The following is a 21,415-nucleotide window of genomic DNA, read 5'->3' as shown; positions in this document are numbered from 1 at the left end:
TTGAAATGCCTTTAGGCGCTTATTTAAAATTGCTGCGAAAGTCTCAATTCGGCACGACCGCTCGCCGCGCCACGACATGTTCGCGCCACACCGTGAAGATGCCGGCCGCGACCACGATGATCGAACCGACGATCATGTTCAGCGTCAGCTCCTCCCCGTAGATGAGCACGCCAAGGATAGAAGCATAGACAAGCTGGATATAGGTAACCGGCTGGACGGCCGCCGCATCGAGACTGTCATAGGCGCGGATCAGGAAATAGTGGCTCGATGTTCCGGTCAGGCAGACGGCCAGCATCCACATCCAGTCCCAGCCCTGAATCGGCGTCCAGTAAAAAGGGCCTGCAAGCGTCATGACGAGAGCCCCGACGACACCCGTATAGAAGAAGCTCGTCATCGCCGAATCCCGCCGGCTGACGTAACGCGTGGCGATCACGTAAAGCGCGAAGTTGACGCAGGAGACGACGGCAAGAAGCAGGTTCACGTCGAAGAACCCGCCCTCCGGCTTGAGGATGAGCAACACGCCACAAAGCCCGACACCGATCGCCGTCCATCGGCGCCAGCCAACCCTTTCGCCAAGCAGTGGAATGGCAAGCAGTGCGACGATGATGGGGGTGGCGGCAAAGATCGCCTGCGAATGCGCCAGCCCGATCAGCGCAAAACAGGTGATTGCCAGCACCACCTGCGCAGCAAGCAGAATACCGCGTGAAACCTGCAGAAAGGGATGTTTCGTGCGGGCGGTGGCGGCGATGCCACCGCGCATTTTCGCGGCCAGAACCACGGTGAACAGGCCGAAGGCCCAATAGCGCACCATCGTCACGAAGATAGGCGAATAGGCTGAACCAAGATGCTTCGAGATCGCGTCCTGCGCTGAAAAGATCGTCAGTGCAAGGAGCAGGAAGATATAGCCGTGAGTCTTGGATTTCATGTCTTGCCGTCAAAGCGGAGACGCCCGCAACATCAAGCTAGGGCAGGATTTCGAGGGCTTTGCAAGGGCTCAAAGGCCGACATTCGGCCTGTCGATGATTTCGCGCAGCGCAAAGCTCGAATTGATCTTCACCACATGCGGCAGCGCCGAAAGCCAGTCTCGGTGGATGCGCTCATAGTCTTCCAGATCACGGGCGGCGACGCGAAGGATATAGTCGTATTCGCCGGACATCAGGTAGCAGACGAGCACGTTCGGACAGCGTTTCACTGCCGCCTCGAATTCTGACAGCGTCTTGGCGAACTGGCCGGACAGCGAGATGTGTACGATGGCGATCATCTTGTAATCGAGCGCCCTATGCGAAAGCCGCGCATGATAGCCGCCGATGACACCGCTCTTTTCGAGAATATCGAGCCGGCGCGAACAGGCGGAAGGCGATAGTCCCACCTTGTCGGCGAGCTCCGCATTGGTGATACGGGCATTGATCTGCAGCGCCCTTAGAATCGCAAGATCGATACTATCGAGGTCAGACATTCGAAGAACCTTCGAAAAATGGACGGTTAGCGCAATAATCTTCGAAACTTTGCTGAAAACAAATCCTCTTTGCAAGGACATTTCGTGGCCGTGGTGGTTGGATTTAGGAGCAAGAAAACGCTCCGCGGAACGCGGACATAAAATGAGAGGAACGCGAATGCGTGTCGGCTGCCCGAAGGAAATCAAGAACCATGAATATCGCGTCGGCCTGACGCCGGCTTCGGTAAGAGAATATGTCGCCCACGGCCATGAGGTCTGGGTGGAGACGAAGGCGGGTGCCGGCATTGGTGCCGATGATGCCGCCTATATGGCTGCTGGCGCGAAGATCGCCGCCTCCGCCAAAGACATCTTCGAAAAGTGCGATATGATCGTCAAGGTCAAGGAGCCCCAGCCGTCGGAATGGGCGCAACTCCGCGATGGTCAGCTCCTTTACACCTATCTGCATCTTGCGCCCGATCCGGAACAGACCAAGGGTCTGCTCGCCTCCGGCGTTACGGCAATCGCCTATGAGACCGTGACGGACGATCGCGGTGGCCTGCCGCTCCTGGCGCCGATGTCCGAAGTCGCCGGTCGTCTTTCGATCCAGGCCGGTGCCACCGCGCTGCAGAAGGCCAATGGCGGCCTCGGCATCCTGCTCGGTGGCGTGCCCGGCGTTCTCCCGGCCAAGGTTGCCATCATCGGCGGCGGCGTCGTCGGCCTGCATGCAGCCAAGATGGCAGCCGGCCTCGGCGCTGATGTCAGCATTCTCGACAAGTCGCTGCCGCGCTTGCGCCAACTCGACGATATCTTCAATGGCCGTATCCATACACGCTATTCCAGCATTCAGGCCCTGGAAGAAGAAGTTTTCTCCGCTGATCTCGTCATCGGTGCCGTGCTGATCCCTGGCGCTGCCGCGCCGAAGCTCGTGACCCGCGAAATGCTGACAGGCATGAGGAAGGGCTCAGTCATCGTCGACGTCGCGATCGACCAGGGCGGCTGCTTCGAAACCTCGCATGCAACGACCCATTCCGAGCCGACCTATGTCGTCGACGGCGTCGTGCATTATTGCGTCGCCAACATGCCAGGCGCCGTTCCCGTCACGTCTGCCCACGCGCTGAACAATGCGACACTCGTCCACGGCCTCGCACTCGCCGATCGCGGCCTGCGCGCCATCGCCGAGGACAAGCATCTGCGCAACGGCTTGAACGTCCATAGGGGCCGCATCACCAACAAGCCGGTCGCTGACGCGCTTGGTTATGAAGCTGTCGCGCCGGAAAGCGCGCTGAACGTAGCGTAAACCAGCTGACCCTAGGTCAGAGGAAGGCGCCGGTTTCCGCAAGGGCCGGCGCTTTTACTTTGTCGATCCGGCACTGATAGCAGTTGTTGCGCGCGGAGCGCACATGCACATAAGCGATACCGGGTCGCGCAAGCAGTTCGGTCGCATAAGCAGGGATCTTCTCGATCGGCGTGACCGCACCGGTGCCATAGACGATCCTGTCATTCTCGCCATAGCCGCGGACGATGAAGTCAGGGCTTGTCGTCAGGACAGGAGGCAGAGCCTCTTCGGCGGAATAGCGCTTGCAGGCCTGCTTGTGCAGGAAGACCGGGCCGGTCTCGGCATAGGGCTGCAGTTCCGGAAAGGGCCGATAGGCAAAGACGAAGAGTTCTTCGCCGGCGCCGATATTCCCCAGGCAATGCCGGCAGGGGTAACCGTCGCCATCGGATATCATCGTCTCAGGCAATTGATCATAGGCGTCGCGGCCGCCGCTCCAGAGCGCTTCTGCATCTGTTGTCGGCATGGCGGAAAACTGGATGCTGGTCATGGCAAATCTCCTTGTGAGCTTTGCCATAGTTTCCGCGCTGACGATCAACCAAGCCACCCGATTCTTGCTTCGAACAGCACGTGGCGTGCAAACGCGATCAGCTTTTCCTGGCGATTTCCAGCAGTTCCTTGTCGCTCAACGGCCTGACGATCCCGGTGCCGGTGGAGACGGGAGAGAAACCGAACATCTGATAGAGCTGTAATGCCCGTGGATGGTCGAGATTGTTGGTGGTCGTCGTGACCTTTGTCGGGTTCAGTGTCCAGATCGCGTAGAGCGCCTGAAGCAGGAACCATTTGCCGATGCCGAGGCCGAGCGCATGTTCGAAGAGCCCGAAATGGGAGAGCTCGATCGTATCCTCGTCCTCGCAGAGATATTCAAAGAAGCCAGCCGGCGCACCGTTGACGTAAAGTACGCTGATATTGTTGCGCTTGTCATGCAGCGCTGCCGTAAGCTCCTCGTCACTCATCCTCAATCGGTCGACCCACTGCCAGCGCGCGCCAACCTGCCGGTAGAGGTAGCGATAGAAGGCCAAGGGAATGCCTGGCGCGCGCATGATTGCCGTCTGTATGTTGACGGGCACAGGCAGGCTTGCCTTCGGCGGCGCGACCATTTCCAGCCGCGTAATATGGGCCTTGAGCGAGGCGGGCGTCTTTCCCATGGCGGTCAGGCTTTGACCGGTTCAGGCGGGCCGGTGACGACGGGCGTGTCCTCGCGGCTGCCCCATTCGCTCCAGGAGCCGTCATAGAGCTTGTTATCGGTATGGCCGAGCGATTCCAGCGCCAGTGTGATGATCGCGGCGGTAATGCCCGATCCGCAGGAGGTGACGACCGGCTTGGTAAGGTCGATGCCTGCATCCTCGATCGTCTGCTTCAGTTCCGGCAGCGATTTGAAGCGGCCCTGATTGGCGAAGATGCCCGAGGGCAGGCTGCGTGCGCCGGGCATATGGCCGGAGCGCATGCCAGCGCGCGGTTCGGGCTCTGCGGCGGCGAAACGGCCGGCGCTGCGGGCATCGGCGATCTGCAGGGCAGCGCTCGCAACAATATCGCGCATCTGGTCGAGATGGACGACGCGGCCTGCGTCGTAATTCGTCTTGAAACTTGCCGAGGCGTAGTTCGGCACTTCGGTTTCAAGCGGCCGGCCCTCGGCCTTCCAGCCATCCAGTCCACCATCGAGCACGAAGACATTCTTTGCGCCCATCACCCGGAACAGCCACCAGACGCGCGGCGAGGCGAACATGCCGATGCCGTCATAGACGACGATGCGGTCGTTCTCACTGATACCGAGCCTGCCGGCCTCCTCGGCGAAATAATCGGGCGAGGGGATCGTATGCGGCAGGTTCGTCGAATGGTCGGCGATCTTGTCCTGATCGAAACGGATGGCGCCGGGAATATGCCCGGCGGCATATTCCGCATTCGCATCGCGCTTCTGCGCCGGAAGATAGAAGGATGCGTCGAGCACGCGCAGGTCGGGCTTACCGAACTCAGCTTGCAGCCAGTCGGCCGAGACGACGAAACGGCTCTTGGTGTCGCTCATGATGATCTCCCCAAATATCAGGCCCAAATAGCAGGCATCGTCTATCAGGCTTCGTCGCCGGGCGTGCCGAAGCGAATGCGGAAGCGCCGGTTCTCTTTGCCCTTCTTCTCGATTTTGGCAATATGAATCTGACCGACTTCCTGTGTTTCCGAAACATGCGTGCCGCCGCAGGGCTGGCTGTCGATCGCCGAATTCTCACCGATGCAGACGAGGCTGACGCGGCCGAGGCCAACAGGAGGGCGCACATTCTTCGATTTGACGATGCCGGGATTGGCGGCGAGTTCCTCATCCGTAATCCACTGAAGATAGACCGGATGGTTCTGATTGACGAGGTCCATCAGCTTGGCTGTCACCTCGTCCTTGTCGATCGTATCGATCATGTCGAAGTCGACGCGGCTTTCGTCCTCGCCGACCGCTGCCCCCGTGATCGGATAGGAGCAGACGACCGACAGAAGATGACATGCGGTGTGCATGCGCATCAGTCTGTAGCGGCGTGGCCAGTCGATGTGCAGCACCAGCTTCTCGCTGATCTGAGGCCGTGCCTGGCCTTCCAGCGGCACATGGATGACGATGTCCTTGGTCGCGCCGTGTTTTGCCTGGCCAAGCTCTATCTTGGAGCCGTCAGCCCGTTCGAAGAAGCCGGTATCGCCCGGCTGCCCGCCCGATGTCGCGTAAAAGCAGGTCTGGTCCAGCTCGATGCCCCCGTCCTCGTGAACGGCCGTGACGACCGCTTCGCATGTGGAAAGATAGAAGTCGTCACGGTAGAGGGCATTGACTGGCATGGGGGCTCACGCTGCGGGTTCGTAGGGTATTTTGATATCCGTCGAGCCGACCATCCATTCGGGAATGGGCAGGCCCTTGGATGAAAGGAAATCCGGATTGAAGAGCTTGGACTGATAGCGGTTGCCATAGTCGCAGAGGATTGTCACGACCGTGTGGCCGGGGCCGAGATCCCTGGCGAGGCGAACCGCACCGGCAATATTGATCGCCGTGGAACCGCCAAGGCAAAGCCCTTCATGCTCGACGAGATCGAAGAGGTAGGGAAGCGCCTCGGCATCGGTGACGTGATAGGAGAAATCAGGCGTGAAACCATCGAGATTGGCAGTGATGCGCCCCTGGCCGATACCTTCCGTGATCGACGAGCCCTCGGATTTCAACGTGCCGTTCGCGTAGAATTCGTAAAGCGCCGCACCCTCGGGATCGGCAATGCCGATCTTGATGTCCTTGTTGACGGCCTTCAGACCTGCCGCCACGCCGGCAAGCGTGCCGCCTGAACCTACCGAGCAGATGAACCCATCGACCTTGCCGTCAGTATCCTTCCAGATCTCCGGTGCCGTCGTTTCGATATGCGCCTGACGGTTGGCGACGTTGTCGAACTGGTTCGCCCAGATCGCGCCGTTCGGCTCGCTCTTGGCAAGCTGTTCAGCAAGGCGGCCCGAAACCTTCACGTAGTTGTTGGGGTTCTTGTAGGGAACGGCCGGAACTTCGACGAGCTCGGCGCCGAGCAGGCGCAGTGCATCCTTCTTTTCCTGGCTCTGGGTCTCCGGAATGACGATCACGGTGCGATAGCCGAGCGCCTTGGCGACGACCGTTAGGCCGATCCCGGTATTGCCCGCCGTACCTTCGACTATGACGCCGCCGGGCTTGAGCAGGCCCTTTCTCTCGGCGTCACGGATGATGTAAAGCGCCGCTCGGTCCTTCACCGACTGGCCGGGATTGAGAAATTCGGCCTTTCCGAGAATGGTGCAGCCGGTCGCCTCGGAAACACCCTTGAGCTTGATGAGGGGCGTATTGCCGATAGCCTCGATTACGGATGGGTGGAAGGTCATGGAATCTGCCTCGTTTACGCATAGTTTAGGAACGGTCTTTTCCCTTCACAAGGCGGCATTGGCAAGAAATCCTATTCCATGCCTTCTAGGCCCGCGATAAAATTAGTCTTCTATTTCCAGCCTTTCGCTCAGCCTGGGCAAGCAGTGATCCGAAGATTGACTTTCGGCGTATGGATGACGACAAAGCAAGCACGGGCGCAGGAACAAGGCGTGACCGAATCTGACATGGTTCACGAACATATCGACACGATCGATGCATTGATGGCGCATTATGTTGCTGGCTCCCTTCCGGAGCCGGCTCGCGCACTCGTGGAATCTCATCTCGAAATGAAGCCGGACAATCGCGGCCTGGTGGTTGACCTCGAATGGCTGGCTGGAGAAGCTCTGGAGAGCACGCCATCAAGCCCGATCAGCGACCGCGATGCGAAGCTTGCGGCAATCTTCGGCTCGAAGGCTCCTGTTTCCCCTCCTAAGCTCCTGTCACGTCCGCCGGGTGCTCTTTTCCCGCGCGCCTTGCGCAATCTCATCGGTTTCGAAGCCGATGATGTGCCGTGGCGCAAGCGCCTTCCGGGCTTCAAGGAATATGCGACCGATATTGACGGCTGCGAGGTCAGCCTGATGTGGATACGGCCGGGTCGCGCACTGCCTGCCCATACGCATGCGGGCATGGAACTGATCCTCATCCTCGACGGCGCTTTCCGCGACGAGCGCGGCCGTTTCGGGCCGGGGGATATCTCGATTGCGGATGCCACCGTCGACCATCGCCCCGTCGCCGAGAAGGATCGGCCGTGCATCGCCTTTGCCGTTTCGGATGGCCCGATCAAGCTCACCGGCTCCTTCCGGCAGATCATCGGCGACCTCATCGGCTGAAAGCAGCCACAATGCTGTGATAGAGCCATGGTCCCGGGAGAGATGAGGAGCTTCCGGGCCTGTGTTCGTGTTCAAATCGGCAGACCGGAGGAAGTGTCATGCGTAATTTCATCGCCCGTCCAGAACATGGTATCGTCTGGATTTCCGGTGCGAGTTCCGGAATAGGCCGAGCGCTGGCGCTGAAGCTCGCAGGCGAGGGATACGGGGTCGCCGTCACCGCCCGCAATCACGAAAAACTGGTGGAATTGCAGCTCGAGGCAGCCGGACTGTCCGGCAGCATCATCGTGCTTGATGGCGATGTGACCGATGCCGAAGACATGGAACATGTCATGGCCTCGATCGAATATGAGCACGGTGCGCTCGCCATGGCGATCCTGTGTGCAGGTGTCTATCAGCCCGTCCATGGCGAGGATCTGAACCGAGCCGATTTCGAGAAGACTTTTGCCGTCAACCTGTCGGGCGTCGTCAATTGCCTGCTGCCGGCTATAAGGCACATGAAGGCGAAGGGGCAGGGGCAGATCGCCATCGTTTCCTCAGTGACGGGCTACACGGGATTGCCGACCAGCGCCGCTTACGGCGCGACCAAGGCTGCCCTGATCAATATGGCCGAAAGCCTGAAATTCGATCTCGATAAGATCGGCATCCGCATCCAGCTCATCAATCCGGGCTTTGTCGATACGCCGGCAACGCGTAAGAATGCCTTTCCCATGCCGGCACTGGTTTCGCCCGAGACGGCGGCAGAGCGCATTGCGGCAGGCCTCAAATCGCAGGCTTTCGAGATCACCTTCCCGAAGCGCTTCACCTATGTGCTGAAGGTCCTGCGGATCTTGCCTTACGGTCTCTATTTCGCACTGGTGAACCGCTTCACCGGTTGGGGCGAGCGGCCCGCCAACTCCAGTCACCGGCCGGTGACGCCGCATCCGGCTGAGTGATCAAGACCGCGAAAAGACCACCTGCCGCACATCGATGTTGCGGGCGCGAAAGCCTGCCTCGCAGTAGAAGAGGTAGAATTCCCAGAGCCGCTTGAACCGGTCGTCGAAACCCATCGGCCTGAGCTTATGCCAGACGGACCAGAAGCGCTCGCGCCATTCCGCCAGCGTACGGGCGTAGTCAAGGCCGAAACCGAAGTCTCTGACCAGTGACAAGTCCATCTTCCTGCCGAGTTCGGCAAGGTGGTGGCGCGTCGGCAGCATGCCGCCGGGGAAGACATATTTCTGGATGAAATCCGGATTGCTGCGATATTGCTCGAAGGCCTCGGGACGGATGGTGATGATCTGTAGGCCTGCCTTACCACCCGGCTTCAGACACTGCTTCAGCTTGGAAAAATAGGCCGGCCAGTATTTCTCGCCGACAGCCTCGAACATCTCGATCGAGACGATGCGGTCATAGACCCCGGTCTCGTCTCGATAGTCCTGGAAGCGAAAGTCGACCCTGTCGCTAAGCCCCGCGTTGCTGATGCGCGTTTGCGCGAAGGCAAGCTGCTCGCGGCTGATGGTCAGCCCCGTCACCCGGCAATTCAACTCGCCTGCCGCAAATTCGGCAAAGCCACCCCAGCCGCAGCCGATTTCCAGCACATGATCGCCGGACTTGATGCCGGTCGCCTCCGCCAGCGCCCGATATTTGGCGTTCTGTGCCGATTGCAGGTCGTTGGCGCCGGTCGAATAGAGCGCCGAGGAATAGGTCATGCTCGGGTCGAGCCATTGCTTGTAGAAGTCGTTGCCGAGGTCGTAATGGGCCGAGATATTGCGCTTGGAGCCCGTCTTGGTGTTGGCGTTCATCCAGTGGCGGATACGCTCGACGAAGCGGCCGACGCCGCGCTTGCCATGCGCGTAGCTGTGCGCCGCTTCGCCATTGACGAGAAAAAGCTCGAGGAAGGCAGTGATGTCTGGGCTGTCCCAATCGCCGTCCATATAGGTCTCGGCGACACCGATCGTGCCGCTGGTCAGCGCGCGATCGGCAAGGTTCCAGTTTCGAAGCGTCAACGCGGCGTCAGGTCCGGCAGCCTTGCCCTTGATAAACACCTTGCGCCCGTCGGGCAGCGTGACCGCAAGGGAGCCGTGCTGCATGCGCATCAGGCCGCGCAGTGCAAGCTTCGCTTTGAAGGGCAGGCCTTTGACGATGCGTGAAATATTTTCTGCCGTCAGCGTCACCGCGTCCCGGGCAGATTGATTCAAATCCTGTAAATTGCTCACCGTCCATCCTCCCGTATTTTTAGGCCGGTCAGGACAATGCTTGCGCCTCTCCTCCGGCGATTGCCGCAAACGCTAGATTCATTCCGCAGCTTCTGCAAGCCGGCTTGCCGGCTTCACGCTGACAGGCGGCGGAGGTGGTGGCCGGCGAACGTAGATGGCGCCTTTGAGCCAGAGTTTCAGAGCCTCCCAGTGAATTCCGGTCATGATCTTGATGGTCAGGAAGGGAATAGTTGTGAGAAGATAACCGAGCGTCCGGCCAGTCAGCGGCTTTTTCCGGCCGGCGAAGGTTGCGGCAAGAAGCGGCCCTTCCGCATCGGTTTCCAGGATGCGCCAGCGGATTTCCTGGCCGGGTGGCAGCATGCGGAAATGATAGCGCATGCCGATGCCAATGAAGGGAGAGACATAGAAGAGCTTGTCGCAGGTCTGGCGAAGACCACTTTCGAAGATTTCATTATCCTCGACGGGGCAGACATAACTATGCCGCTCGCCGAATGTGTTGCGCACTTCGTAGATCAGCGCAATCAAGGCATCCCTGTCGTCATAAGCATAATAGACCGAAAGGGGATTAAAGACGTAGCCGAGGATCCGCGGATAACAGACGAGCAGGATCTTGGCCGGCCGTTCGACACACGCATCCGCAAGCAGGCGGTCGGCATGGGAGCGCAGCTTTCCATTTGCTGCATGGTCCTCTTCATGGAACGAGACGAGATTGCTTCGGTTGACCGAAAACAGCGCCGACTGGCTGTCAGCTTCCTCCAACCGGTCGAGATCGATGGAGAGCGAAAAGACCCGATATTGGAAGCGATGGCCGAACGGTTTAATGCGCTGATGCATGACATCGCCCACATAAAGTACCGCCGCTGCGTCCGGCGGAGGACCGTTTCGCGTCACGCTGACGCCATACCTCGATGCGCGGGGGTTTTTGCGGGATGCCATCATGCTACCGCTTCCAGCGTGGTTCCAGAGGAGGGCCGGGCGGTCCGCCAGGGTGTGATCCCGCCCAGTGCCTCTGCCGCCGCAAGACCGGAAACGAGTCCATCCTCGTGGAATCCGTATCCGGTCCAGGCGCCCGCGAAATAGCAATTGTTTCTTCCCTGGATGGCGGCAATCGCCCGTTGCGCTGCCATCGCTTCCGCGGAGAACTGCGGATGCTCATAGGTGAATTCGGCAAAGACCTTGCGGCTCTCCGGTTCGCGGTCCGGGTTGAGCGTGACGAACAGCGGAAAATTCGGATCTATGCCCTGTAGCCTGTTCATCCAGTAAGTCACGGCCACACCGGCTCTGCCGTCGGCATGGCTTGAACGCAGATAGTTCCAGGAGGCCCAGACCTTACGCCGCGTCGGCATCAGGTTGGCGTCACAGTGCAGGATAACGCGGTTGGGCAGATAGGGGACAGCAGCGAGCAAGCGCTTTTCCTGATCCGTCGCATCAATCAGCAACCGCGCCGTCTGATCGCTGTGGCAGGCGAAGATCACCTTGTCGAAGAAGGCCTCGCCGCCGGTCTCGTCGATCAGGGTGATGCCCTTGTCGCTGCGGATCACCCCACGCACGCCGCAGCCGAGCTTCAATTTGTCGCCGAGCGGTGACAGAAGCCTTTTCAGGTAGTTGCGGCTGCCGCCGGTGACGGTGCGCCACTGATGCTGACGGCGATAGATAAGTCGGTGATTGTCGAAGAAATTGACGAAATGTTCGGCGGGAAATTGCAGCATCCGCGCTGATGGCGCCGACCAGATCGCCGCCGCCATCGGCACCAGATAGTTGTTGGTGAAACCCGGCGAGAAGCCACGCCAGTCGAGATAATCGCCGATCGAACGTGAGGCCAGGTGCCCGGCCGCCCGGTCTTCCAGGCAGGTCCGGTTGAAGCGCAGGATCTCGCGGATCATCCAGAGAAAGGAGGGGCTCAGCAGATTGCGCTTCTGCGCGAATATAGACGACAGCCCGCCGCCGCTCCACTCCAGCCTGCCATGATCCAGCGACAGTGAAAAGCTCATGTCGCTGGCATGCGTGGCAACGCCGAGCTCTGCAAAGAGCGCGGTCAGATTGGGATAATTGTGCTCGTTGTAGACGATGAAGCCGGTATCGACCGGAATGCTCAGCCCGTCATAGCCGACATCGACCGTTGCCGTATGGCCGCCCGGCCGGGCATCTTTCTCGTAGAGTGTCACGTCATGGACAGGATTGAGCGCCCAGGCGGCCGAAGCACCCGATATGCCCGACCCTACGATGGCGACCTTGAGGCTGCGTGGCAGCGAAGGAACATGCACGTTCATGCTGCATCCTTTATGGCGCTATAGACCTTCAGCGCTCGTCTGCGCGCCGTGGCGTGATCGACGATGGGTCTGGGGTAGGTTTTCCCAAGCGTGACGCCGGCGTTTTCGAGCACGCTCGCTGGTGCCTCGAACGGCCGGTGGATATGTTTGTCCTCGAGCTTTCCGAGCTCCGGCACGAACTGCCTGATGTAGCTGCCGTCGGCATCGAATTTTTCGCCCTGGAGCATCGGATTGAAGATGCGGAAGAAGGGGGAGGCATCGGCGCCTGAACCTGCCACCCACTGCCAGCTGGCCGCGTTATTGGCGGGGTCTGCATCGACTAGCGTGTCGCGGAACCAGGCTTCGCCGCGGCGCCAGTCGACCAGCAGGTGCTTGATGAGAAACGAGGCGACGATCATCCGCACGCGGTTATGCATCCAGCCATGGCGCCAGAGTTGGCGCATGCCGGCGTCGACAATGGGATAGCCGGTCTGGCCATTGCACCAGGCATGAAATCCGTCTTCATCTTCGCGCCAACCGAAGCCGTCGAAATCGTCGTTCCAGTTATCCCTGGCAAGCTCCGGAAAATGGAAGAGCAGATGGTAGGAGAATTCTCGCCATGCCAGTTCCTTGCGGAAGCGTACGATATCGTCGGATGGAATGCGCCGCGAAAGTCCCTTCGTGGCGTCCCAGATGCGGGCAGGCGAGATTTCGCCGAGCGCCAAGTGCGGAGAGAGAAGGGAGGTTGCGGTCTTTCCGGGAAAATCCCGGTCGGCTGAATAGCCTGGAAGTCCGTCCTCGACGAAACCGCTGAGCTTTTCCTGGGCTGCCGCTTCACCCGGCGTCCACATGTCGGGGAAGGACTTTGCCCAGTTCGGCTTAAGCGGCAGGAGCTTCCAGGAGGTCAACACTTCGGAGGCCGGAAACTGTTTTGGGAAGCGGAAGCGCTCGGGCGCATCGACCGGTGCCTCCGGCTCGCCGCCTTCTTCGAGCGCCCGCCAGAATGGCGTATAGACGCGGTATGACGTGCCGCTTGCCGTTTTGAGCTTGGTCGGCTCATGCAGAAGCTGTCCGCCGAAGCTGCGTGCCTCGATCGCCTGTTTTTCGAATTCATGCTTCAGGCGGGTGTCGATCGCGATGCCCGGCGGATCATAACGGCGGTTCCAGAAAACGGCTTCCGCACCGCTCCGCTTGATGATGTCGGCAAGCACATTGCGGGCATGACCGCTTGCTAGAATGAGCTTGCCGCCATGTCTTTTGAGGGCTGCGTCAAGCGCATGCAGTGAATGATGCAACCACCATGCCTGGGCAGCGCCAAGAGGCCCCGTGCCGTCTTCCTGGGGTTCGCGGATATAAAGCGGAATGACCGGCCGCCCCGATGCGCATGCCGCATGCAGAGCCCTGTTGTCGTCAAGACGCAAGTCCTTGCGGAACCAGACGATTACCGGTCTTGCAACAGTCTCCCGTGCCAATGGCTGCTCCCTGCCTTGCCTCTCTGTCTGTTACGGAAGTACGAGGCAATCGGATCAACAGTTTCATCAGGCGCGCATGAAAAAGGCCGGTGGGAGCCGGCCTCTCTCAATGAACGGGTCTTTGCCCGATCAGTTGTCGTATTCGCGGCAGGCATCGCTGACCGAAGCGCCGCTCTCGCCACCGCGCGTATCGACGCCGGTATTCTGCTGCGGCATGCCCGGGCAATCGATGGCCTGACCACCGATGCTCTGCGTCGTGGTCGGGTCTACCGTGGCCCCGGGCATCGGATGAATGCCATTGCTGTCATTGGTGTAGTCGGACGAATAATTGCCAGAACTCGGGTCCGTCGAACCGCCATTGGTCGGGCCGATGGTGTCGGGATTAGACTGAGCGAATGCCGACGAAGCCATGCCGATGGCAAGCAGCGAGGCGGCGATAAGAGATTTATGCATGGGAGCTGTCCTCCTTAGATTTTCGTCTTTGGCGACCCTTTCCTAACCCGTGAGAAAACTCCTGGTTCCAAAATTAGGTTACAAAATTTAAACGGGGCGGTTGAGACAATTGCGCATGGTTACGCATAAACCTTAACCGCGAAAGCCGCTTTGCCTGAGCTCTCCTTTGCCTTACCTGCGCAGTGAAACCCTTGTTACGGCATGAGGCCGCCATGTTCATTTCACCGCGCGAAGCCGGAGATCTCTGCCTTCAGATGATGCTTGCACTCACTTTGACGGTGAGCGGCATGGCGCTGGCGTCGACCGTTGTGAAAGCAACGGAGCAACGGGTTTCGGTCATCGACGTCAACCGTCCTTCGCTCTGGTCTGCTGGCCCCGTCCGCGTCGGGAATGCCGAGCCCATTCTGCTTTCCGACGGGCGCGATATGACTGCAGGCGAGGGGATGCCTTGCCACAACACGATCGGCCTCAGAATATCCTGCGACTTGTTGACCTTTGCTGTGAGCGACAGCTTCTCATCCCGCGATGGATTTTCCAGCTTTCTCACGGGTTTTGGAGCTTCATTTCTTTAGTCCATAAAATTTATGGATAATTCTGGCTGAGATGCGTCGCGGCAGTTTGCTGCGCATGCGCCAGGAGATAGCAATGACAAAAATCCTGATCGTGCCGGGTCTGTTCGGTTCCGACGAGGGGCATTGGCAGCACTATTGGCTTGATGATGTACCGCAGAGCCGAATGGTCGAGCAGGACGACTGGAACCACTCTCGTCTGGATCACTGGATGGAGCGGCTGGAACAGGCACTGCTGGAGGCGGGGGAAGCCTATATCGTTGCCCATAGCCTCGGCTGCATCCTGACGGCGAGGCTCGCCGACCGGCCAGCGGCTCGCCGGGTAAAGGGAGCGCTTCTGGTCGCCCCGTGCGACTTGCCGGCCACGGAAAGGCTGCATCCCGGCTCGCTCGCCTTCGGCCCCATGCCGACAAACCCGCTTCCCTTTCCGAGCCTCACCGTCGGCAGCCTCGACGACAAATACATGTCGCTCGACCGTTTGAGCTTCTACACTCGCCTCTGGAAAACCGAGGTCCGCAACATAGGCCTCGCAGGTCATATCAACATTGCCAGCGGTTTCGGCCGCTGGACCGGCGGCTACGCGCTGTTCGATGCAGTAAAAGGCAAGGCGAAGGCGAAGAGACCGCAGATATCCACGCTTGCCGCGACCGCCGCATCGGCCTGATATTTTATCGGGACATGCGCAAGAAACGGGTTGAACTCACGCCTTTGCAGTACGATTCTGATGCCCGACGGAATGTGAGGGCTTCACCATGGCTCAGAAAGTGCATCAATATCTGATCTTCGAAACCGCCGGCGGCTTTTGCGGCATTGCCTGGAGCGATGCCGGCGTGACGCGATTCCAGCTGCCGACGAAGAGCGCCGAGTCGACAGAACGCTTGTTGCTGCGCCGTTTGCCGGCTGCCGAACCGGGCAGGCCGACGCCGCAGATTCTGGACGCCGTTGCTGCGGTAAAGCGCTACTTCGAAGGTGAGGAAGTCGACTTCTCCACTGTCGCCGTTGACCTTGACGGCCAGGACGCATTCTTCCGCGATATCTATGCCGCCGCGCGCCGCGTCAGTTGGGGTCGCACGACCACCTACGGCACGCTGGCCAAGGAGCTTGGAGCAGGGCCGGAAGCCGCACGCGACGTCGGCCAGGCCATGGCGAAAAACCCCGTCGCGCTTATCATTCCCTGTCATCGCGTGCTGGCCGCAGGCGGCAAGATCGGCGGCTTTTCGGCGCCCGGTGGTTCGAATGCCAAGCTGCATATGCTGGAACTCGAGGGCGTGCATGTCGGCCCGCCGCCGCCCGCCCAGCAGTCTCTCGATTTTTGAGGACGAAGCCGCAAGCAAGTGCTTGGAATATCCCGAAAATCCTCGCTATAAAACTCTGTCTATAGCGAGGTTTTTCATGAACAAGATTTTCAACCCGCCATCCGTCCGCCGGCCCTTCGGAAATTACAATCACGGCCTTCTCGTGCCGCCGGGCGCGTCCTTGCTGGTCACGTCAGGTCAACTTGGAATCGGTCTCGATGAAAAGGTCCCCGAGGATGTGACGGCGCAGGCCGAGCTCTGCTTCGAGGCGATCAAGGCGATCCTCGCCGAGGCCGAGATGAGCTTTGCCGATGTCATCCGCGTTTCCGGCTTCGTAACGAAGCGGGAGGATTTCCCGGCCTATATGGCGGTGCGCGACCGCTTCACGCTCGACCCGAAACCTGTTTCGACGCTCATCATCGTCAGCGGCTTTACCCGGCCCGAATTTTTGGTCGAGGTGGAAGTAACGGCCGCCAAGGTCTTCTAAGGTTTGACCGCAGGCTCCGTGGCGATCACGACCGCGCAGTTCAACGGCGTGGCAGCACGCATGCAAGCCGCTTCCTAAAGCGTATCGCAATCCTTCTGATTTGCTTGCCGCGCTTCAGGCACTTGTTTTCGCATGTGGTTGTCGCAAACCGCACCACATTTTTGCGCGACTTTAGAAGCGCTCCATCGCGCTCTTCACCTTGGCGAGAAACGCTGCTCGCGTCTCCGGGGTGCAATTGTTCATGTCGTAATGGGCGAGAAAGGTGACCGGCTTGAGTGGGTTGATCTGCGCCCGCAAAACACGCTTCACGATCTTCTTAGGCGGATTGCCGGCAACGAAGGCGCGAAAAGGTGTCGCGCCATAGGTCAGCACTGCACCGAGCTTCTTGATATGCCGCAGTCGGGATTGAACCTTGCCGTCCACGAGCGCGAAGGAAACACCGGGGAGCCAGACCCGGTCGAAGTAGCCCTTGAGGATGGCCGGAAAACCGAAGTTCCACACCGGTGTGCAAATGACCAGCGCCTCGGCCTGCTTCAGCCTCTCGACATAGGGTTTCACCAGCGAGGTATTGCCGGGATAGTCGTGATAGACGAGCCGGTCATGTTTCGACAGGACGGGGTCGAAATTTTCCGCATAGAGATCGCACGCATCCACCTCGTGCCCGGCCTTGGCGAGGCTCTCCAGGGTCTGTCTGAAGAGCGCTTTGCCGTAGCTTTCCTCGACCGGGTGCGAATGGAGGACGAGAACCCTCATGAAGCCTCCATAACGGCGGCAAGGCCCGGGAAGAGATAGTTCTTGCCGGCATTGAAATCGAAGTTGGGATTTTCCCAGGCGATCATCTTGCCGGGGTTGAGCAGCCCCTTCGGATCGGTCTCATGCTTGAAGGCGAGCTGCACCTTGTCTGTGCGCTTCATGCCGCCTTCTTCCAGCGTATAGCGGTGCGGGTTGAAGATTGGGCAGCCGTGGTCCTGATGGATCTTGATGATTTCTTCCAGCCGTTCCTCGGTCGTGTAGCGTACCAGCGGCAGGCCAGAGCACTGGATCTGTCCATCGAACTTGATGAATTCGAGATGACCCGGCACCTCATCGCCGAAAATCTCCACCATCTTCTTCACCTTGGCGACATGATCCGGCCCCGGATACTGCACTTGCAGATAGGTGAAGGACGGATCGACCTTGAGGGCACGCAGCGTCGTGTGGTTCCAGGCAAGTTCATAGGCATGCGGGATGCCGCGCATGCTCTCGACCTTGTCGGAACGGAACATGATTTCACCCTTCTGCGCTGCCGTAAAGGCCAGGAAGGCATCCATGGAATGCGGTGCGATCATCAGCACGACGATCGACTGGCCCTGACGGATATAGGGCTTGTGGCGGGTGAAATATTCATGCGGGATGGGTGCTGCGATCGGCGCTATTTCCTTGACGAGAATGCCGTTGCACTTCGCCAGCGCATCGGAGAAGCGCACTGCATCCATGAAGTCGTCATAGCCGACGAGAACGTCCACCCAGTCATAGGCAGGTGCCAGCGGCATTTCGATTTCGGTGATGATGCCGTTGGTGCCATAGGCATGGCTGACCTTCTGCAGGTCCCAGCCGGTGAGATCGAGCACCCGCGGCTCCGCCTCCATGGTCACGACACGCAAGCGCAGGATATTGCCGAGATCGCGCAACCCGCCCCATGTAATCGAGCCGACGCCGCCAGAGCCGCCGGCAATGAAACCGCCGACCGTCGCCGTCTGCGCCGTCGAAGGGTGAAAGCGCAACTCCTGCCCGGAATGTGCCTTGGTCTGCTTGTCGAGCTGGGCGATCACGATGCCGGGTTCGCAGATGACGCGGCCGGGATGAATTTCCTTGATCTTGTCCATGGCGGCAAGGTTGAGCACGATACCGCCTGACAGTGGCATGGCCTGACCGTAATTGCCCGTACCGGCGCCACGCGGGGTGACAGGAACACCATGGGCGAAGGCAACCTTCAGCGTCTGGATAACTTCGGCCTCGTTCTTCGGCGTGACGACGATATCGGCCGTCACATTGTCGAGCTGCGCCTTCAGGATCGGCGAATACCAATAGAAATCCCGGCTCTTCTGGCGAACGAGCGCCGGATTGTCTTCGACCGCGATACCTTCGAGTTCTTGTCTGATCTTCTGATAATCGGCCATCTCAGCCTCCAACGACGCTATCGAGTTCACGGTAATCCGGCAGGCTGCGGTCGATCACCTTGCCGCGGCGAAGCACGACGCGGTCAGACTGCGGACGGGAAAGGAATTCGCTCCAGCGCCTTGCGCTGAAGAGCACGAGATCGGCGGGGTTGCCGACGGCAATGCGGCCCATCTGCGGCCTGCCGGCAATCTTGGCCGGTGACGCCGTGACGACACGCGCCGCAGTATCGAGCGGATGGTCGAGATGCAGGATGCGAACCGCCTCGCGAAATACTTCCACCGGATCGAGATCGCCATAGGCATAGAAGGGGTCGCGCGTATTGTCGGAGGAGACAGCCGTCTCGACGCCGGCAGCCGCCAGTTCCTTGAACAGAGTGACGCCACGCCAGCGCGGCGTGCGGCCGGGATAGCGATCCTGCAGGTACATGTTGCACATCGGCAACGAGATGACCGAAACCCCTGCCTTGTGAACGAGATCCACGGTCCACTTGGCCGCATCGTCATCCTGCCGCGCCAGAGAGCAGCAATGGCCCGCTGTCACCTTGCCTTCGAACCGGTTGCGTAGAACCGCTTCGGCGATCGCCTTCAGTGTCTCCGCGCCCGGATCATCCGTCTCATCGACATGCAGATCGACATCGAGGTCATTCTCCGTCGCCGCGCGCAAAAGCGTATCGAGCTGCCAGTCGAGTGTCGGTCCCATCCTGGTGACACCGCCAAGCAGGCCGCCCTTGTCCTTCACGACAGCAACGAGATCGGCGAAAAAGGCTTCATCGACCATATTGTCGAGCGGGAAGAGAGCGACTGCCTGCAGGGCAATCTTGTCTCTCCACTCGTCGCGCACCTCGGCAAAGACCTCGAAAGAAATACGGTGCTGGGGAGCAAGTGAATCCAGATGCGTGCGGATTAGGCCGGTGCCGTGCACATAGGCCGAGCGTAGCGAAAATTCCATGCGCTTGCGCACATCCGCCGCCGACCAGTTCGCCTCGCGGTCCCTGCCGACGGCCTCCAGTGCACCCATGAAGGTGCCGTCCGGATTGGGCTTGCGCGGCCAGATATGGCCCTTGTCCAGATGCGTATGGATATCGGCAAAGCACGGCCAGACCATGCCCTCTTTCATATCGGACTTGGCGAATTCCGCCGGTGCTGTTCCGGAGGGCAGGATTGCCGAGATGAGACCGTCGGCAATCACGATGTCGGCCTTGACGAGGCCCTCATTGGAGGCAGCAGCGAAGTCGCTGACGGCAACGGTCGGGAGCGTCGCATTGGCCAGCACGAAGCGGCCCGCATTCGGGGGAGACATGAAGGAATAGGTCATCAATTTTCCCGCTTCAGGCTGCTCTCGTGCCAGCGATGCAGGCTGAGCCATGAAATGAAGGAGGTGATGGCAAAGATCGCGACACCGAGCATCGACAGCATGAAGAGCGCAGCGAAGAGGCGGGGGATATTCATGCGGTATTGCGCTTCGAGGAGTCGGAAGGCAAGGCCGGAGCCCGCACCCGCCGAACCGGCCGCAAACTCGGCCACAACCGCCGCAATCAGCGCCAGACCGCCGCCGATGCGAAGCCCGGTCATGAAATAGGGCTGGGCCGCGGGCAACTTCAGATAAAGCAGCGTCTGCCAGCGCGAGGCGCCGTAGAGCTCGAAGAGATTGATGAGGTTGTGATCGACGCTCTTCAATCCCTGCACCATGTTCGACAGGATCGGAAAGAAGGCGACGAGAAAAGCGCAGATCAGTAACGCCACCTGCGTCGACGGCGCATAGATCAGGATCAGCGGCGAGATCGCCACGATCGGCGTGACCTGCAGGATGACGGCGAGCGGATAGAAGGCGATCTCGATCCAGCGCGACTGCACCAGGAAGATCGCAAAACCGACGCCGCCGATCAGGGCGAGCGCCAGCGACATGAAGGTGATCTTGGTCGTAACCCAGAGCGCCGGCGAAAGCGTGCCCCAATCACTAACGAGCGCTCCGGCAACCGCAAATGGGCTCGGAAGTATATAGGGCGGCACACCCGAAACCTTGACATAGGTCGCCCAGATCGCAATCAGCACGATGATGGCGACAAAAGGCACGGTAATGCGGAGCAATAGATCCCGGCGCTTCGCATTGAGTGGATTGGGCATTGCCGGCACGGAATTTTCGACTGTCTCGATGCTCATCAGTCTTCCTTTGCCGCGTTGATCGCGCCAATCAGCGAATAGGAAACGGTCTCGCAGGCCTGCCGGTATTCCTCGGAAGTCCGGTAGTGCGCGTCACGATCGAGGCTCGTCGTAAGCGGAATATCGGCATGAACGCGGCCGGGCCGCGCCTTCATCACCACGATCCGGTTGGAAAGGTAGGCGGACTCAAAGACGGAATGCGTGACGAAAATCACCGTGATGCCGGTCGCCTTCCACAACCGCAAAACGTCGTCATTGAGCTTCTGCCGGGTGATCTCGTCGAGCGCTGCGAAAGGCTCGTCCATCAGCAGCAGYTTCGGTTTGGTCACCAAGGCGCGGGCGATCGACACACGCATCTTCATGCCGCCGGAGAGTTCCCGCGGATAGGCATCGGCGAAATCCTGCAGGCCGACAGTCGCGAGCACTTGCATGATCCGGTCGCTCGCCTCCGACTTGGAAACACCGCGCAGTTTCAGCGGCAGGTAGACATTGCCGAAAACCGTCTTCCAGGGCATCAGCGTCGGCTCCTGGAAGACGAAGCCGATATCGCCCTCCGGCAGGCCCTTCGAATTGATGCGCGAACTTGGCCAGTCGATCTTGCCCGACGTGACGTCGCCAAGACCGGCGATGATGCGCAAGGCCGTGGATTTGCCGCAGCCGGACGGACCGAGAAGGCTGATGAACTCGCCGCTTTCGACCGTCAGCGACATGCCCGAAAGCGCAATCGTGCCGCTGGAAAAGACCTTCGAGACCGATTGCATGACGACCAGCGGCCGCCTGCGTATTTCCTTCGAAGGCGCCGCCTTGGTTTCGGCTAGGGACATTCTTTCGCTCTTTTATCGAAGGGGATGCGGCCCGCCGCCTGAGAGCGACGGACCCTGCCTTGGGA

General features: G+C 59.8%; 24 protein-coding genes. 7 read left to right on the top strand and 17 right to left on the bottom strand.

Annotation, left to right across the window (positions count from 1 at the left end; genetic code table 11):
- Window positions 1-43 precede the first annotated feature (43 nt).
- Window positions 44-925 (bottom strand): DMT family transporter, encoded by an 882-nt coding sequence (locus AC1DTN_RS22210; protein ID WP_477922629.1) that lies wholly within the window; start codon window positions 923-925, stop codon window positions 44-46.
- Between the two features lie 69 nt (window positions 926-994).
- Window positions 995-1,456, bottom strand: coding sequence for an Lrp/AsnC family transcriptional regulator (locus tag AC1DTN_RS22205; RefSeq protein ID WP_439014794.1), 462 nt, complete (start codon window positions 1,454-1,456; stop codon window positions 995-997).
- A gap of 157 nt (window positions 1,457-1,613) precedes the next feature.
- Between AC1DTN_RS22205 and ald the strand changes: the two genes are divergently transcribed.
- Entirely contained in the window at window positions 1,614-2,732 is a 1,119-nt protein-coding gene (gene ald / locus AC1DTN_RS22200; protein ID WP_439014795.1) for an alanine dehydrogenase, read from the top strand.
- 16 nt (window positions 2,733-2,748) lie between these two features.
- Here ald and AC1DTN_RS22195 read toward each other — a convergent pair whose 3' ends face one another.
- From AC1DTN_RS22195 to AC1DTN_RS22175, 5 genes are all read right to left on the bottom strand, one after another.
- Window positions 2,749-3,258, bottom strand: coding sequence for a DUF1203 domain-containing protein (locus tag AC1DTN_RS22195; RefSeq protein WP_439014796.1), 510 nt, complete (start codon window positions 3,256-3,258; stop codon window positions 2,749-2,751).
- A gap of 97 nt (window positions 3,259-3,355) precedes the next feature.
- Window positions 3,356-3,916, bottom strand: coding sequence for a GNAT family N-acetyltransferase (locus AC1DTN_RS22190; RefSeq protein WP_007815685.1), 561 nt, complete (start codon window positions 3,914-3,916; stop codon window positions 3,356-3,358).
- Window positions 3,917-3,921: 5 nt separating this feature from the next.
- Entirely contained in the window at window positions 3,922-4,791 is an 870-nt protein-coding gene (sseA, locus tag AC1DTN_RS22185; protein ID WP_477922627.1) for a 3-mercaptopyruvate sulfurtransferase, read from the bottom strand.
- A 44-nt stretch (window positions 4,792-4,835) separates the two neighbouring features.
- A complete protein-coding gene (locus AC1DTN_RS22180; protein WP_477922626.1) occupies window positions 4,836-5,573 on the bottom strand; it encodes an alanyl-tRNA editing protein in 738 nt (245 codons plus the stop codon).
- 6 nt (window positions 5,574-5,579) lie between these two features.
- Window positions 5,580-6,620: a cysteine synthase A gene (locus AC1DTN_RS22175; protein ID WP_477922624.1), complete on the bottom strand. Its 1,041-nt coding sequence runs from the start codon at window positions 6,618-6,620 to the stop codon at window positions 5,580-5,582.
- A gap of 210 nt (window positions 6,621-6,830) precedes the next feature.
- On the opposite strand from AC1DTN_RS22175, the gene AC1DTN_RS22170 reads away from it, so the two are divergent.
- Both AC1DTN_RS22170 and AC1DTN_RS22165 read left to right on the top strand, forming a co-directional pair.
- Window positions 6,831-7,490 carry a ChrR family anti-sigma-E factor gene (locus AC1DTN_RS22170; protein WP_310383083.1) on the top strand — a complete coding sequence of 220 codons (660 nt, stop codon included), beginning with the start codon at window positions 6,831-6,833 and terminating at the stop codon, window positions 7,488-7,490.
- 98 nt (window positions 7,491-7,588) lie between these two features.
- The gene (locus AC1DTN_RS22165; protein ID WP_310383084.1) at window positions 7,589-8,422 is read left to right on the top strand and encodes an SDR family NAD(P)-dependent oxidoreductase; all 834 of its coding nucleotides are present in this window, start codon (window positions 7,589-7,591) and stop codon (window positions 8,420-8,422) included.
- On the opposite strand, the gene AC1DTN_RS22160 is transcribed toward AC1DTN_RS22165, so the two are convergent.
- The 5 genes from AC1DTN_RS22160 to AC1DTN_RS22140 form a co-directional block, all read right to left on the bottom strand.
- Window positions 8,423-9,682, bottom strand: a complete 1,260-nt coding sequence (locus AC1DTN_RS22160; RefSeq protein WP_310383085.1) for a cyclopropane-fatty-acyl-phospholipid synthase family protein — start codon at window positions 9,680-9,682, stop codon at window positions 8,423-8,425. It lies immediately after the preceding gene.
- A gap of 78 nt (window positions 9,683-9,760) precedes the next feature.
- Window positions 9,761-10,621 carry a DUF1365 domain-containing protein gene (locus AC1DTN_RS22155; RefSeq protein WP_477922621.1) on the bottom strand — a complete coding sequence of 287 codons (861 nt, stop codon included), beginning with the start codon at window positions 10,619-10,621 and terminating at the stop codon, window positions 9,761-9,763.
- On the bottom strand, window positions 10,618-11,952 hold the full coding sequence (locus tag AC1DTN_RS22150; protein ID WP_310383087.1) for an NAD(P)/FAD-dependent oxidoreductase: 1,335 nt from the start codon (window positions 11,950-11,952) through the stop codon (window positions 10,618-10,620). The genes AC1DTN_RS22155 and AC1DTN_RS22150 overlap by 4 nt, the downstream gene beginning before the upstream one ends.
- On the bottom strand, window positions 11,949-13,403 hold the full coding sequence (locus tag AC1DTN_RS22145; protein ID WP_310383088.1) for a cryptochrome/photolyase family protein: 1,455 nt from the start codon (window positions 13,401-13,403) through the stop codon (window positions 11,949-11,951). Before AC1DTN_RS22145 ends, AC1DTN_RS22150 begins: the two co-directional genes overlap by 4 nt.
- 129 nt (window positions 13,404-13,532) lie before the next feature.
- Window positions 13,533-13,856 carry a hypothetical protein gene (locus AC1DTN_RS22140; protein WP_113325213.1) on the bottom strand — a complete coding sequence of 108 codons (324 nt, stop codon included), beginning with the start codon at window positions 13,854-13,856 and terminating at the stop codon, window positions 13,533-13,535.
- 254 nt (window positions 13,857-14,110) lie between these two features.
- Here AC1DTN_RS22140 and AC1DTN_RS22135 point away from each other — a divergent pair, with 254 nt between their 5' ends.
- From AC1DTN_RS22135 to AC1DTN_RS22120, 4 genes are all read left to right on the top strand, one after another.
- Entirely contained in the window at window positions 14,111-14,428 is a 318-nt protein-coding gene (locus AC1DTN_RS22135) for a hypothetical protein (protein WP_477922618.1), read from the top strand.
- 73 nt (window positions 14,429-14,501) lie between these two features.
- Window positions 14,502-15,089, top strand: coding sequence for an RBBP9/YdeN family alpha/beta hydrolase (locus AC1DTN_RS22130; RefSeq protein WP_477922617.1), 588 nt, complete (start codon window positions 14,502-14,504; stop codon window positions 15,087-15,089).
- A gap of 88 nt (window positions 15,090-15,177) precedes the next feature.
- Window positions 15,178-15,741, top strand: a complete 564-nt coding sequence (locus AC1DTN_RS22125) for a methylated-DNA--[protein]-cysteine S-methyltransferase (RefSeq protein ID WP_113325215.1) — start codon at window positions 15,178-15,180, stop codon at window positions 15,739-15,741.
- A 76-nt stretch (window positions 15,742-15,817) separates the two neighbouring features.
- Window positions 15,818-16,207, top strand: a complete 390-nt coding sequence (locus AC1DTN_RS22120) for a RidA family protein (RefSeq protein ID WP_310383092.1) — start codon at window positions 15,818-15,820, stop codon at window positions 16,205-16,207.
- A 171-nt stretch (window positions 16,208-16,378) separates the two neighbouring features.
- Here the strand turns inward: AC1DTN_RS22120 and AC1DTN_RS22115 are convergent, their stop codons facing one another.
- Genes AC1DTN_RS22115 through AC1DTN_RS22095 form a run of 5 tightly spaced genes read right to left on the bottom strand, consistent with a single transcriptional unit; the run spans window position 16,379 to window position 21,350 of the window.
- Entirely contained in the window at window positions 16,379-16,960 is a 582-nt protein-coding gene (locus AC1DTN_RS22115; protein WP_310383093.1) for an NAD(P)H-dependent oxidoreductase, read from the bottom strand.
- Window positions 16,957-18,366 (bottom strand): FAD-binding oxidoreductase, encoded by a 1,410-nt coding sequence (locus tag AC1DTN_RS22110; protein WP_477922616.1) that lies wholly within the window; start codon window positions 18,364-18,366, stop codon window positions 16,957-16,959. The genes AC1DTN_RS22115 and AC1DTN_RS22110 overlap by 4 nt, the downstream gene beginning before the upstream one ends.
- Window position 18,367: 1 nt before the next feature.
- Window positions 18,368-19,681: a cytosine deaminase gene (locus tag AC1DTN_RS22105; protein ID WP_477922615.1), complete on the bottom strand. Its 1,314-nt coding sequence runs from the start codon at window positions 19,679-19,681 to the stop codon at window positions 18,368-18,370.
- The gene (locus tag AC1DTN_RS22100; RefSeq protein ID WP_113324100.1) at window positions 19,681-20,526 is read right to left on the bottom strand and encodes an ABC transporter permease; all 846 of its coding nucleotides are present in this window, start codon (window positions 20,524-20,526) and stop codon (window positions 19,681-19,683) included. The genes AC1DTN_RS22105 and AC1DTN_RS22100 overlap by 1 nt, the downstream gene beginning before the upstream one ends.
- Entirely contained in the window at window positions 20,526-21,350 is an 825-nt protein-coding gene (locus AC1DTN_RS22095; RefSeq protein WP_113324099.1) for an ABC transporter ATP-binding protein, read from the bottom strand. Before AC1DTN_RS22095 ends, AC1DTN_RS22100 begins: the two co-directional genes overlap by 1 nt.
- Between the last annotated feature and the right edge of the window lie 65 nt (window positions 21,351-21,415).

The organism is Rhizobium sp. 01T444 (assembly GCF_056398305.1).
The sequence above is the reverse complement of the archived record's forward strand: the minus strand, read 5'-3'. Positions and strand labels throughout refer to the sequence as shown.

Coding starts and splice junctions, on each gene's coding strand:
- AC1DTN_RS22100 (WP_113324100.1), bottom strand. CDS start 20,526: ATGAGCATCGAGACAGTCGAAAATTCCGTGCCGGCAATGCCCAATCCA.
- AC1DTN_RS22130 (WP_477922617.1), top strand. CDS start 14,502: ATGACAAAAATCCTGATCGTGCCGGGTCTGTTCGGTTCCGACGAGGGG.
- AC1DTN_RS22120 (WP_310383092.1), top strand. CDS start 15,818: ATGAACAAGATTTTCAACCCGCCATCCGTCCGCCGGCCCTTCGGAAAT.
- AC1DTN_RS22110 (WP_477922616.1), bottom strand. CDS start 18,366: ATGGCCGATTATCAGAAGATCAGACAAGAACTCGAAGGTATCGCGGTC.
- AC1DTN_RS22140 (WP_113325213.1), bottom strand. CDS start 13,856: ATGCATAAATCTCTTATCGCCGCCTCGCTGCTTGCCATCGGCATGGCT.
- AC1DTN_RS22195 (WP_439014796.1), bottom strand. CDS start 3,258: ATGACCAGCATCCAGTTTTCCGCCATGCCGACAACAGATGCAGAAGCG.
- sseA (WP_477922627.1), bottom strand. CDS start 4,791: ATGAGCGACACCAAGAGCCGTTTCGTCGTCTCGGCCGACTGGCTGCAA.
- AC1DTN_RS22165 (WP_310383084.1), top strand. CDS start 7,589: ATGCGTAATTTCATCGCCCGTCCAGAACATGGTATCGTCTGGATTTCC.
- AC1DTN_RS22180 (WP_477922626.1), bottom strand. CDS start 5,573: ATGCCAGTCAATGCCCTCTACCGTGACGACTTCTATCTTTCCACATGC.
- AC1DTN_RS22205 (WP_439014794.1), bottom strand. CDS start 1,456: ATGTCTGACCTCGATAGTATCGATCTTGCGATTCTAAGGGCGCTGCAG.
- AC1DTN_RS22190 (WP_007815685.1), bottom strand. CDS start 3,916: ATGGGAAAGACGCCCGCCTCGCTCAAGGCCCATATTACGCGGCTGGAA.
- AC1DTN_RS22175 (WP_477922624.1), bottom strand. CDS start 6,620: ATGACCTTCCACCCATCCGTAATCGAGGCTATCGGCAATACGCCCCTC.
- AC1DTN_RS22135 (WP_477922618.1), top strand. CDS start 14,111: ATGATGCTTGCACTCACTTTGACGGTGAGCGGCATGGCGCTGGCGTCG.
- AC1DTN_RS22115 (WP_310383093.1), bottom strand. CDS start 16,960: ATGAGGGTTCTCGTCCTCCATTCGCACCCGGTCGAGGAAAGCTACGGC.
- AC1DTN_RS22150 (WP_310383087.1), bottom strand. CDS start 11,952: ATGAACGTGCATGTTCCTTCGCTGCCACGCAGCCTCAAGGTCGCCATC.
- AC1DTN_RS22155 (WP_477922621.1), bottom strand. CDS start 10,621: ATGATGGCATCCCGCAAAAACCCCCGCGCATCGAGGTATGGCGTCAGC.
- AC1DTN_RS22210 (WP_477922629.1), bottom strand. CDS start 925: ATGAAATCCAAGACTCACGGCTATATCTTCCTGCTCCTTGCACTGACG.
- AC1DTN_RS22105 (WP_477922615.1), bottom strand. CDS start 19,681: ATGACCTATTCCTTCATGTCTCCCCCGAATGCGGGCCGCTTCGTGCTG.
- AC1DTN_RS22125 (WP_113325215.1), top strand. CDS start 15,178: ATGGCTCAGAAAGTGCATCAATATCTGATCTTCGAAACCGCCGGCGGC.
- ald (WP_439014795.1), top strand. CDS start 1,614: ATGCGTGTCGGCTGCCCGAAGGAAATCAAGAACCATGAATATCGCGTC.